The organism is Kitasatospora sp. NPDC059327, from assembly GCF_042752535.1.
Classification (GTDB): domain Bacteria; phylum Actinomycetota; class Actinomycetes; order Streptomycetales; family Streptomycetaceae; genus Kitasatospora.
Genome location: NZ_JBHYYB010000151.1, coordinates 1 through 12,102, shown reverse-complemented (window position 1 = coordinate 12,102; position 12,102 = coordinate 1). Strand labels below are relative to the sequence as shown.

Annotated in this window: 7 protein-coding genes; 3 read left to right on the top strand and 4 right to left on the bottom strand. The window is 73.9% G+C overall.

What is annotated here, in order from left to right:
* Positions 1-511 precede the first annotated feature (511 nt).
* The gene (locus ACFXHB_RS41685) at positions 512-3,370 is read left to right on the top strand and encodes an ATP-binding protein (RefSeq protein ID WP_380581906.1); all 2,859 of its coding nucleotides are present in this window, start codon (positions 512-514) and stop codon (positions 3,368-3,370) included.
* 155 nt (positions 3,371-3,525) lie between these two features.
* On the opposite strand, the gene ACFXHB_RS41680 is transcribed toward ACFXHB_RS41685, so the two are convergent.
* Positions 3,526-5,007, bottom strand: coding sequence for a short-chain fatty acid transporter (locus tag ACFXHB_RS41680; RefSeq protein WP_380581904.1), 1,482 nt, complete (start codon positions 5,005-5,007; stop codon positions 3,526-3,528).
* Between the two features lie 341 nt (positions 5,008-5,348).
* Between ACFXHB_RS41680 and ACFXHB_RS41675 the strand changes: the two genes are divergently transcribed.
* Both ACFXHB_RS41675 and ACFXHB_RS41670 read left to right on the top strand, forming a co-directional pair.
* Positions 5,349-7,556 carry a cytochrome P450 gene (locus ACFXHB_RS41675; RefSeq protein WP_380581902.1) on the top strand — a complete coding sequence of 736 codons (2,208 nt, stop codon included), beginning with the start codon at positions 5,349-5,351 and terminating at the stop codon, positions 7,554-7,556.
* A 19-nt stretch (positions 7,557-7,575) separates the two neighbouring features.
* The gene (locus ACFXHB_RS41670) at positions 7,576-8,031 is read left to right on the top strand and encodes an Lrp/AsnC family transcriptional regulator (protein WP_380581900.1); all 456 of its coding nucleotides are present in this window, start codon (positions 7,576-7,578) and stop codon (positions 8,029-8,031) included.
* 21 nt (positions 8,032-8,052) lie between these two features.
* Here ACFXHB_RS41670 and ACFXHB_RS41665 read toward each other — a convergent pair whose 3' ends face one another.
* From ACFXHB_RS41665 to ACFXHB_RS41655, 3 genes are all read right to left on the bottom strand, one after another.
* Positions 8,053-9,345 carry a glycosyltransferase 87 family protein gene (locus ACFXHB_RS41665; RefSeq protein ID WP_380581898.1) on the bottom strand — a complete coding sequence of 431 codons (1,293 nt, stop codon included), beginning with the start codon at positions 9,343-9,345 and terminating at the stop codon, positions 8,053-8,055.
* 192 nt (positions 9,346-9,537) lie between these two features.
* Positions 9,538-10,746, bottom strand: coding sequence for a heparin lyase I family protein (locus tag ACFXHB_RS41660; protein WP_380581896.1), 1,209 nt, complete (start codon positions 10,744-10,746; stop codon positions 9,538-9,540).
* Positions 10,747-11,079: 333 nt separating this feature from the next.
* A complete protein-coding gene (locus ACFXHB_RS41655; RefSeq protein ID WP_380581894.1) occupies positions 11,080-11,511 on the bottom strand; it encodes a hypothetical protein in 432 nt (143 codons plus the stop codon).
* Positions 11,512-12,102 lie beyond the last annotated feature (591 nt).

The following is a 12,102-nucleotide window of genomic DNA, read 5'->3' as shown; positions in this document are numbered from 1 at the left end:
CTACACCACCGTCACCCGGCCCACCCACACCAACTTTGCTAACACGGGGCCGGGGGCGGTGATCCACACCCCCCCCCCAACAAACCCCGACCCCCCCGGCCCCTCCCCCCCGGGGGGGGGCGCCCCCCCCCCCACCACCCCACCCCCTTCCGGTCCGACAGACAGTCCTGCGTCCCCGCCTGGACACCCCAGAAGGGAAGGGAACCCCACCCGGACGGGCCGCGGAACGGCCCGGACCCACCTCGACGCCCGGCCGCCGGTTCACCCGGCGGCCGGGCGTCCGCCACGAGGCCGCCCCGCACCCGGGCGACGCGGCCCGCCCTCGTGGCACCGGAGCCCCCGAACGGCCCCCGGTCGCCGGAGCGGCCGCCCGCCGGCACCGCCCCGCAGCACCCGCCGCCGTCGAGCGGGCCCTTCACCCCGCCGACCTGCGTCGCGATGGCTACCGTGGACCAAGAGGCCGCTGCTCCTACCCACCCGGGGGAGGCCACCGGCCCGACAGGAGCTGGGTGTGGACGACCTCGGTGGCGGCACGGACGTCAGCGGCGTGCGCGGGTGCGCGTTCGCGGGGCGGGAACGCGAGCTGCGGGCCCTGGTGCGACCGGTGTCCGAGGCGCGTCCGGCCGTGGTGCTGGTGCAGGGCGAGGCGGGGATCGGCAAGTCGCGGCTGGTCGCGGAGGCCTCGGCGACGCTGCGCGCCCAGGGCCTGCGGGTGCTGGCGGGCGGGTGCCACCCGCTGCGGGAGCCGCTGGCCTACGGGCCGGTGATCGACGCGCTGCGCCGCGTCGGGCCCTGGCTGCCGCCGGTGGGGCTGCTCGGCCCCTCGGCGGGAGCCCTCGTGACGCTGCTGCCCGACCTGGCCGGGGCGCTGCCCGAGCCGCCGCCCGCGCTGCCGCCGGAGGTGTCCGCGTCGGGTGCGGGCCGGTTCCGGGTGGTGTCGGGGGTGCGGACGCTGCTGGAGGCGGTGGCGCCGGTGGTGCTGGTGGTGGAGGACGTGCACTGGGCGGACGAGGCCACCCGCGAGCTGCTGCTCCTGCTGGCGATGGACATGCCCGCCGACTCGGCGCTGGTGCTGACCTACCGGGCGGAGGACCTGCCGGGTGGCCGGCCGGTGCTGGGGGTGCCGTTCCGGCGTTCGCCGGGTACGGGCGGGGCCGAGATCGTGCTGGGTCCGCTGGGCGAGGCGGAGCTGCGGGCGATGGCCCGGGACGTGCTGGGCGGCGAGCCGGCCCCCGGTCTGGTGCGGACGCTGCTGGAGCGCAGCGGGGGGCTGCCGCTGGTGATCGAGGAGGACCTGATCACCCTCGCGCGCTCGCCGGACGGCGCGGACACGGCCGCGCTGCGGGTGCCGCGGAGCCTGGGCGAGGTGCTGGCGGAACGCCGGAGCCGGCTGGGCCCGGACGCGGCGGCGCTGGTCGACACCGCGGCGGTTCTGATGGTCCCGACGACGCCGACGCTGCTCGCCGAGGCGGCCGGACTGGACGAGGTCCGGGCGGACCCGGCCCTGCTGGAGGCGCTCGGCGGGGCGGTGCTGCGCCAGACCGGGGCGGACACCTACGGATTCGGGCACGTCCTCGCGCAGGAGGCGGTCTACGACGCCCTTCCCGGGCCGGTGCGCAACCGTGCGCACCGGCGGGTCCTGGAGGTGCTGCTGGCGCAGGACCCGCCGCCGCTGGTCCAGATCGCCCACCACACCCGTGCGCTGGGCGACCGGGCGGCCTGGCTGCCCCGGGCCCAGGCCGCCGCCGACCAGGCGACCGCGGTCGGCGACACCGGCACCGCCGCCGCCCTGCTGAACGAGATCATCGACCAGCCCGATCTCACCCCCCGGGAGCTCACCCGTGCGGCCTGGGCGCTGTCCTACACGGCCTCGGTCGGCACCGAGGCCGCCACCACGGTCAGGATCCTGCGCCGGATCCTGACCGTGGCCGGTCTGCCGGCGGAGGTGCGCGGCCGGATCAGGACGAGCCTCGGCGGGTTGCTGATCTACTCGGTCGGAGACCGCGCGGGCGAACAGGAGATCGTGACCGCGCTGACGGAGGTGGGGGACAGCACCCCGGTGACCTCCGCCAGGATCCTGAGCTACCTGGGCCTGTCGCAGACCGACCGCTTCACGCTCGCCGAGCAGCGGGCCTTCGTCCGGCGCGGCGACGACCTGCTGGCCGGCGTCGAGAGCCGCAACGCCCGGCCGATCATGGATGTCGCCCGCATCTTCCTGCGGGGCGTGGTGGCGGACCCGGACCTCCCGGAGCTGTTGGCGGCGCTGCCCCGCGACGGCGAGGTGCCGGTGCTCCAGGGCACGGCCTTCAGTGTCTGCAGCATCGCCGAGACCTGGCTCTGCGTCGGGCACGACAGCTGGTCCGCCGCGGCTGTCGAGGAACTGCGGGCGATGGCACCGCGCATCCACCTGCCGATGCTGGAGCCCTACCTGGCCACCTTCCGGGTCGTGCTCGACTGGCAGGCCGGACGCTGGGACGACGTCGAGCGCGGCCTGGCGGCCCTCCACGACCGTCACCCGGACAACCCGCTGAGGTCCGGCGGACTGCTGGCCGCCGTGCGCGGTCTCACCGCCGCCGCCCGCGGCCTGACCGCCCAGGCCGCCGCCGAGTTCGACGAGGTCCTGGCCCGGGGCCTGCACCTGGACGCGCTCGGTGCCGCGGCCGGCGCCGCCCGGTTGCACCTCACCCGCGACGACCCCCGGGGCGCCTGGCGCACCCTCACGGACCCGCTCGACTTCCTGGGATTCCTCGACCGCAAGGAGGCCTGGGCCTATGCCTGGGACCTCGTGCCCACCGCCGTCGAGACCCTTCTCGCCCTGGACCGCGCCGAGGAGGCCGCCGCACTGGCCGCGCGCCACGCCACCGGGACCGAGGGCCGGGACGCGCCCGGCGCCGTCGCCGAACAGCACCACTGCCGGGGCCTTCTCCTGCGCACCGGCGACCCCGAGGCCGCGACGGCGGCCTTCGACCTCGCGGCGGCGCTGTGGACCGACATCGGCCGCCCCTACCGGGCCGCCCTCGTAGCCGAACGCGCCGCCGCGACCCGCACCGACCCGGCCGACACCATCGCGCGCCTGGCCGCACCGATCGCCACCTTCGAAGCGGTCGGCGCCACCTCGGACGCCGCCCGCTGCCACCGCCTGCTGCGCGAACTCGGTCACCAGACCCTCAACCCGCGCGGCCGGGCCGGCTACGGGAACCGGCTCTCCCCCCGGGAGGAACAGATCCGCGACCTGCTCGCCTCGGGCGCCACCAACAAGGAGATCGCGGCCGCCCTGTTCCTCTCGACCCGCACCGTCGAGAACCACGTCGCGCGCGTCCTGGCCAAGCTCTCCACCACCCGGGCCGAGCTCGCCGGCCGACCAGTCTGAACCGGTCACGTGCGGCGGCTGCGGCCCACGGGCCGCGGCCTCCGGGCCGACCGTGGGCGATCCCCCGGAGGGCGGGGGCACGGTCGGCCCGGAGGCCGCGGCGGGACGGGGCGGGTCGCCGGGTCACCAGGTCGCCGGGTCGCCGGGGGAGTGGATCAGGGGAAGGGGAGCGTGCGGGCGAACAGGGTGACCAGCACCAGCACCGCGGGGAAGAGGGCGAGGAACATCGCGAACGTGTACCCCATGATGTCGCGCGCCTTCAGCCCCAGGATCGCGAGCGTGGGCAGCATCCAGAACGGCTGCAGCAGGTTGGCACTGGCCTCGCCGAGGTCGTACACGACGACCATCCAGCCCTGGTTCACCTGGAGTTGGTTGGCCGCGTCCAGGACGTAGGGCGCCTCGATCACCCACTTGCTGCCACCGCTGGGGACGAACACCCCGAGGACGCAGCTGTAGATCGCGATCATGGCGGGGTAGAAGAACTCGTTCGAGATCGAGACCAGCCAGTCGGCGATCGTCTTGTGCAGACCGGTGTAGGCGATCATCCCGAAGATGCCGCCGTACAGCGGGAATTGGAGCAGGATGCCGGAGACCGCGGGCGTGCCGTCCTTGACCGCGCGGGCGAGGTTCGCCGGCCGCCAGTGCAGGACGAGCGCCAGCAGGATGAGCATCAGGTTGATGGTGTTGAGGTCCAGCGCGTTGAGCGGATTGCCCGCCGAGTTGGCGAAGCGCCGGACGAGGTACCAGGCGCCGAGCGCGAACAGCAGGACGGTGAAGACCGGGCTGTACTCGATCCACTCGCCCGGCCTGGTCCGCCGGCTGTCCTGGAGCTTCCGGTCGAGGCCGGGGCCCAGGTCGATGCCGAGCTGCTCCGCGGTCTTCGCGCGTTCCGGCGAGGGGGTCAGGAACCAGGCCATCCCCACGCCGATGACGAAGATGATCGCCGTGGCCACCATGCCCTGCCACAGGAAGATGGTCTCGGTGAGCGGAATCAGTCCGTTGCCGCCCCGGCCCTCGGCGATGACCTTCTGCACGGGTGCCGGGCTGGACACCGCGCTGGCCACCTGCAACGCGGCCGACCCGGACAGCCCCTGGGCCCACACCGTGCCGAGGCCGAGGAAGGCCATCGCGCCGAGCGCGCGGTAGTCCACCCCGGGGACCCTGCGCGCGACCTCCTTGGCGAGGATCGCGGTGAAGATCAGGCTGAACGCCCAGTTCGCGTAGGAGGTCAGCATGGCGACGGCGGCGGTGAACGCGATGGCGCCGCGCGGCGTCCTGGGCAGGGCCGCCAGTCGCGCGATCAGGCGCCCGACCGGCGGGGAGGCCGCGACCGCGTAGCCGGCGATCACGATCATGGCCATCTGCAGGGTGAAGGTGATGAGGGACCAGAAGCCCTGCCCCCAGGCGTCGACCAGGCCGTACCCGCTCGTCGCGCCGGGCTTGGCCGGTAGGCCGAGCAGCTTCTCCCCGGACACGAGCCCGAACGCGAAGATCAGGAACGTGCCCACCAGGACGAAGCCCAGGGCGTCGGGCAACCATTTCTCGGTGAAGGCGGTGAAGCGGAGCGCCAGCCGGGCGAGCCAGTTCTCGCGGGTCTCCGTCGTCGAATCGGGGGCCTTGGGAGCGGTCGTGGTCATCGGAACCTCGCTATCACTCCCCGGATGGGTGGGGTGACCTGCGCCGGGCCGGTGCGGGGAGTGCGGCCGATCCTGCTTTCCCCGGCGTTCCGGGGTCAATGGTGATGAGCGTCATACGAGGCCCGTGCGCTGTGTGGCCGGCCGATACCGCTGCGTGCCACGTGGCGGGCGGGACGCACGCCGAGGTCCGGGGCTCCGCGCCCGGTGCGGCGCGCGCCGTCCGGACAGCGGACGCGGCATCGGGCGTACGATCGTTCAGGCCGGCCGCTCTCTTCGGGACAGCTGATGATCACCGACCGCCACCACGGCCCGATCGCCGGGCCGGCGGTCACGCTTGCGCCATGACGACACCGACCTCCAGGACCGGCGCGGCGGCGGAGCCCGCCGCGCTCGGCACGACCGTCACCCTCGAAGCCCTCGACCGCGACCCCTACCCCGTCTACCGGCGCCTGCGTGAGGAGGAGCCGGTCGCCTGGGTTCCCGCGGCCCACGCCCACCTGGTCACGCGGTGGGAGGACGTCCACCGGATCTGCCGGGACGCCGGGACGTTCAGCGCCGCCGTCCACGACTCCCCCCTCTCCCGGTCGATCGGTCCCAACCTGCTGCACAGCGACGGCGCCCAGCACGACCGCCTGCGCGCTCCGCTGACGGAGGGTCTGCGGCCCTCGGTGCTCAAGCGGACCGTGGAGGGCGCCGTCCGGGAGACCGTCCGCACCCTGCTCGGCGCGCTCCGTCCGGGCGACGAGGTCGACCTCGTCAACGGCTTCGCCCGGACCCTCGCGGTCCGGGTGCTGCAACGCGTCACCGGGCTGCCCGAGCTGCCCGTCCCGGTGTTCACGGAATGGGTGGAGGGGATCGCCGCCGGATCCGCCAACTACGAGCGCGATCCCGCCAAGCAGCGCCGGGCGGACGAGGCGGGCGCCGCCGTCGACGACGTGCTGCGTGCCACCCTGCGGCAACGGCCGGCACCGGGTACCCTGCTGGCGGGCCTGGTGGCCGGTGGTGCCGCCTTCCAGGAGATCGCGGCGACCACCAAGCTGCTGATCATCGGTGGCATGCAGGAGCCCCGCGACCTCTTCGGGCACGCCCTTCTCGCCTACCTGACGGATCCCGAGGTCCGCCGGGAGGTCGACCGGGACCGGACCGCGATCGTCCGTCTGATCGAGGAGGCCCTCCGGTTCGGCGCCCCGGTGGGCACCGTCACGCGCCGGGTGACCAGGCCCACCCGCGTCGCGGGACGGCTGCTGCCGCAGGGGGCGCTGGTCCTCGCCGTCCTCGCCTCCGCGAACCGGGACCCCGGGCGGTGGGACGAGCCGGACGAGTTCCGGCTGTGGCGCGAGCACAACCAGCACCTGTCCTTCAGCGCGGGCGTGCACGCCTGCGTGGGCGCGGTGCTGGCCCGCACCCAGGTCCGGACGGCGCTGGAGGAACTGCTGACGGCCCACCCGGCCCTCCGGTTGGCCGAGGAGCCGGTGATCCGGGGGTGGGAGTTCCGGGGGCCGGTCAGCCTGAAGGTCGGGCTCGGGGGCGCCTCCGGCCGCTCGGTGGACGCGGCACGCCCGGCCGCCGTCGCCGGTCCCGCGGACGGCCCGCTGCGCGTGCCCGTCCTCCCGCTGCGCGTGCTCGACGTGCGCAGGACCGGTGGCGAGGTGGCCGTCATCACCGTCGGCCACGCCCACGGCGAGGAGTTGCCGCTGTGGACCCCCGGCGCCCACGTCGACCTCACCTTCGACCACGCGGGCCGGGTGTTCCGGCGCTCGTACTCGCTGTGCGGCGATCCCGCCGACCGGCACACGTGGCGCTTCGGCGTGCGCCGGGCCGTCCGGTCACGCGGCGGGTCGGCGTTCCTCGCGGAGGAGCTCACCCGGGGCGGCCGCCTGGAGGCGACCCCGCCCCGCAACGCCTTCGCCCTGACCCCGGCCCCCGGCCACCTGCTGGTCGCGGGCGGCATCGGCATCACACCGCTGCTGCCGATGGCCCGCGCCCTGGCGGCGTCCGGCACGCCGTGGCGGCTCCTCCACGTCGGCCGCGACCGTGCGTCGATGCCCTTCCTCGACGAGGTCGAAGCCCTCGGCCCCGCCTGCGAGACCTGGACGACCGCGGACCGCGGCCGCCCGGACCTGGCCGCCCGGCTGCGGGCCCTCCCGCCCGGCGGGCAGGTCCACGCCTGCGGACCGGCGGGGATGCTGGAGGAGCTCGCCGCCCTGGTGGCCGGGCACCCGGCGCTCACCCTCCGGGTGGAACGGTTCGGCGCTCCGAGCCGGCCCGCCGCCGACGACGCCCGGGAGTTCCGCGTCCGGCTGGCCCGGACGGGGGAGGAGATCACCGTCGGGGCCGACCGGACGCTCCTGGACGCGCTGGAGGACGCGGGGATCACGATCCCGTCCACCTGCCGCGAGGGCATCTGCGGATCGTGCGAGACTGCGGTCCTCGCCGGTGCGGTGGACCACCGCGACCACCTGCTGTCCGACGAGGAGAAGGAGCGGGGCGACGTGATGCTCGTGTGCGTCTCTCGAAGCGGAGGCACCCGGCTGACCCTCGACCTCTGAGCCCGGCCGAGGAGCCCCCATGGAACTGGACGACATCGATCTGGCCCTGCTGCGCGCGCTGAACCGGGACGGGCGGCTGCCCGCGGCCGAGCTGGCCGCGCGGGCGAACGTGTCCCGCGGCACGGTGTACGCGCGCCTGGAGCGGCTGCGCCGGGCCGGGGTGATCCGGAACTTCTCGATCGACGTGGACCACCACAAGCTCGGTCTGCACGTGACGGCGCTCGTCCTGGTCTCGGCCGGCCAGTTCCGCTGGCGCGAGATGAGCCGCGAGCTGGCCGGCCTGCCGGAGGTCCAGTACGCGGGGTACCTCACCGGAGGGTTCGACATCGTGCTCCTGGTGAGGGTCCGGGACACGGACGCGCTGCGCGCCTTCGTCTTCGAGAAGCTGCAGAGCATCCAGGGGGTGCGGTCCACCCAGACGTTGACCGTGGTCGAGGAGGTGGTGGACCGGCCCGGCATCCTCCCCGCCGAGTGACGCCCCTCGGCCGCTGCCGCCTCAACTCCCCTGCCGCGGCTTCGGGATGCGCGGGGCCGCCGGTCGGGGGCCGCCCGGTGCGACGGGTCGGACGGCTTCCGGTGCCGGCACCCCGCGCAACTCCCCGGCCGTGGCCCGGAGCAGGGCGAGCAGGGCGAGCAGCATCAGCATGCCGTGGGCCGGCATCGACAGGTACGGTGCCACATCGGGGGCGATGAAGGTGAGGTAGCTGCCGAGGGACGACACCTGCACCAGGAGCGGTACGTGCCAGAGCCGGCGGGGGAGGTGGAAGGCGACGATCACACTGAGCACGTCGGCGACGTAGAAGTAGCGCTCGTGCATGGACGGCAGCAGGAACGGCACCGCGATCGCGGAGGTGGTGGCCAGCAGCAGGACCTCGGTGTCCGTGAGCGGCGGCCGTCCCTCCCGGTCCACCGCACCGCCGGCCCACCGGACGGACCACACCGCCAGCCCGACCAGGACCAGGACCGCCGCGCCCGCGATCAGGACGCCGGCGCTCCGGACGGCGTCCTCCGCGGTCTGCGGCACGGAGACGAACTGGTAGACGGACGGCGCGTTGAGCGTGAGCTGCTGGTACGTGTCCGGTTGCCGGGCGTACACCGTCAGCAGTTTCCAGGGGTCGGCGCCGAGCAGGAAGGCGGGGACGTCGAGCGCCAGGTAGACCGCCGGAACGGCCAGCAGGCTCGCCCAGGGGATCCGCCTCACCAGCACCAGGATCAACAGGAGGGGGAAGAGGAAGACCGCCTGGAGCTTGAACGCCAGCGCGACGCCGAAGAACACGCAAGCCCACCAGGGCCGGTTCCGGAGCAGGTGGTACAGACCGCCGACCAGGAAGGTCGTGAAGATCGCGTCGGCCTGGCCCCACCAGCCGCTGTTGGTGACGACGGTGGGGAGGAAGAGCACGACCACCGCCGCTCCGAGGGCGGGCCGGCGCCACCGGGGCCCGCGCAGGGCGACGATGCGGAACGCGTACGAGGCCAGCGCCAGGTCGAACAGGATCGAGACCCACTTGATGCTCGCCAGCGCCGGCACCGGCAGATAGGTCAGCGCGGCCATGACGTAGAGGTACGGGGCGTTGTAGTCGGAGAACTCCGCGTTGCTGAGGGCGGCGAACCCGCCGTTCTCCGCGATGTACCGGTACCAGGGGCCGAGGAAGTAGAAGTAGTCCGACGACTCGCCGTCCAGCAGAAGGATCCTGAACAGGAGCGCGGCCCCCACCGCGGGTGTCGCGGCGAGGGCCAGGATCGTCGGTTCGGTGGCACGACGGCGCGGCTCGGCGGTCGGGTCGGACATCGGATTCCGTTCGGGTCGGCGCGGTGCTCTGAGCGGTGTGCGCGGGAGGGGAAGGGAGGGGCCGGTCACGCGTCCGGCCGCTGCTCCACCCGGACCACGGGGTGGAGCGGACCGGGCCGGGTCCGTGCGACCCGGCCCGGTCCGTCCGTCGGCCCACCCCGCCGAGTCACGGGGTCGGTCGGCGGACGGGTGCTACGCCCTTCGGTGGGTCCTGCCGGTGGCGTTCCTCCTGCGGAGGCGGTAGGCGAGGAGGAGGCCGGCGACGAGCAGCGCGCCACCGGTGGCGAGGACGAGCGGGGTACGGCTGGAGGCGCCGGTCTCCGCCAGGGGACGCCCGTCGTTGTCCGTGTCCGTGTCCGTCTCCGCCGGGATCTCGTTGACCGGCCCTGGCGTGGCTCCGGGTGTGGCTCCGGACGTGGATCCGGGCACGGCCGGTCCGGACGCGGTGGCCGGGGCGGAGGGCTGGGCCGAGGGCGGCTGCTGCGCCGACTCCGACGCGGAGGGCCGGGCGGTCGGCGGCGTTGTCGCGGGCTTCGGGGAGGTGGGGGAGCCCGGCGTGGCGGAGGCCGTCGCGGCGGGGGACGGCGCGGTGGGGGAGGACGGTGCGGCCGAGGAGGGCGCGGCCGTCGGCTTACCGGGGACCGGAGAGCTCGGGGTGATGGAGACGTCGTCGTAGTAGACGACCACGGGCGCTGTCCCGCGGTTCACGTACCCCTTCGAGGCCTTCCAATTGGGCCGGTACAGACCGATCTTGTGATACGGAGCGGTGTCCTGACCGTAACTGTTGGGCCCCTGGTGCGATCCCACCTGGGCGCCGTCGAGCCGGGCGGTGATGGACCCGGGCGTGGTCGCGGTGGACCAGGTGATGTCGAAGGCCCACTGGTTCCAGTGCCCGAGCCGGACGGGCCCGAGGTCGTACCTGACCTCGTTCACCGGCTCCGACCCCGACTTCCAGTGGACGAGCATCATCCACCGGTCCGCCCTGACCGCGAGGACGACGGCCGGGATGGTGTCCGTCCCGCCGTGCCACTGGGACACGATGGTCTGGGCCTCGAACGGGATCCATTCCTGCGGCAGGTAGTTGGCGAAGGTGTAGCGGTAGCTGCCGTACGGCAGGCGGCTGGTGGCTATCTCGGAGCGGTAGGAGTTCCCGCTGTCCGGCATGGTGAAGCGGGCCGCCTTGCCGGCGTGGCCACCGGGGGCCGCGACCACGTCCACCGTGCCCGCGCCGTCGATGCCCCTGCGGGGCCAGACGGCGGTGTCGCCGGACTCGAATCCGTCGCTGAAGGGGACGGTGGTGGACGCCGCGGTCGCGGTGGAGCCGACGGACGCGGCTCCCACCGCCAGCACGGCCGCCAGAAGTGCACCGGCCCGACGGACGCGGCTGTGACGCTGGAACATGAACCATCCAGGAGCAGAGCGTGACGGCGACCTCGCGAGGTCGCGGTCCACGGCGAGGAGTGAGTGGAAGCGCCGACTCCCCTGCGTGTGCGTGCCTCGGTGAGAGCCGGTCGTCAGTACAGAGAGCCGCGTCGCTTCCTGGTCCCGGTCCGACACTCGTTCGTTATCAAAGCCTCCGGGGCGCCGGTGCTCCGGAGGAGACAGCCGTCAGCCGGGGGTTCGCCGCCGCGAACCCCCGGCCGGGGGCGAGCGCTGAGGCTCGGATGGTGGCCGAACGGTGCTGAAAGGCCTCCCGGTGTCCGGGAGTTCTGTCGCGCTCCGCTCAGCGGCCGGTCACGAGGGAGGCCGTCGACGCCCCGGTTCCTGGCCGGGATATCCGCCGACGCTCGCCGTGCGCTGCTGCGGTACGAAGGCGGGCTGCTTCGGCAGAGCGAGCACCCGGGTGCAGCCGGCCGCGTTGAGCACTCGGAGCGACAGGCGGACGCGCCCCTCGTCGCCGGAGAAGACCCAGGGCCCCGGTATCAGCAGGAGCCGGTGCGTGCCGTCGATGACGGCGCGCACGAGTGTCTCGAACTGGGGGCGGGACCGGTGGCCCCGGGCGGACGGGTGGGCGTGGTCGAGGTAGAAGACCGGAGCCGGCAGGCCGAGGCGGGCCGCGAAGTGCTTCAGGGCTTCGCGGTCCCCGGCCGCCTTCTTCGGGTTCTGCGGGTGGCTGCACAGGTAGGCGGCCGGCTGCAGGATGGGGGTGAGGTCAGATGCGCGCATGTACGGGCTCCACGGGGTTCGAGGAGGTGCCCGGCCCGGGAGGGGGCCTGGCCGTGCGGGCTGGGGAGCTGATTCCGGAGGGGTGGGGGAAAGAGCGACGACGTCGCTCCGGGCCGTATTCCTCGGACTCACGACTCGGGGTCTGGGTGTCCTCGGTCTGGAACGCTTCCGCGCTTTCCGGCCTTGCTATGCAGAATACAGGTCAAAGTCGGACATTCAAGGGAGAGATATCCGATCCCGGCGCACCCGATGAATTGGGTGGTACGGTCCGTGCGCATTTCGATGGGTACCGGGTCCGCCGGTGGGTACGACGCCGCGGAACGATCCCTGAGTATTCGGCCGGGCGGCGCCGGAATGGGGGGTAGTGGTGCTGCCGGCGATTACGGGGTGAGCGGTGGGTGGTGCCGGTATCTCCGTACCCCGGGAAGGCCGGTCGCCCGGTTCACAGGTACTGCCCGGTGTTGCTGACGGTGTCGATCGAGCGGCCGGACTCGGGGCCCTGCTTTCCGGTGACCAGCGTGCGGATGAAGACGATCCGCTCGCCCTTCTTGCCGGAGATCCGGGCCCAGTCGTCCGGGTTGGTGGTGTTGG

What these genes read in the sequence shown, in the direction of transcription:
- ACFXHB_RS41680 (WP_380581904.1), bottom strand. Translation starts at nt 5,007, where the DNA reads ATGACCACGACCGCTCCCAAGGCCCCCGATTCGACGACGGAGACCCGC.
- ACFXHB_RS41675 (WP_380581902.1), top strand. Translation starts at nt 5,349, where the DNA reads ATGACGACACCGACCTCCAGGACCGGCGCGGCGGCGGAGCCCGCCGCG.
- ACFXHB_RS41670 (WP_380581900.1), top strand. Translation starts at nt 7,576, where the DNA reads ATGGAACTGGACGACATCGATCTGGCCCTGCTGCGCGCGCTGAACCGG.
- ACFXHB_RS41665 (WP_380581898.1), bottom strand. Translation starts at nt 9,345, where the DNA reads ATGTCCGACCCGACCGCCGAGCCGCGCCGTCGTGCCACCGAACCGACG.
- ACFXHB_RS41660 (WP_380581896.1), bottom strand. Translation starts at nt 10,746, where the DNA reads ATGTTCCAGCGTCACAGCCGCGTCCGTCGGGCCGGTGCACTTCTGGCG.
- ACFXHB_RS41655 (WP_380581894.1), bottom strand. Translation starts at nt 11,511, where the DNA reads ATGCGCGCATCTGACCTCACCCCCATCCTGCAGCCGGCCGCCTACCTG.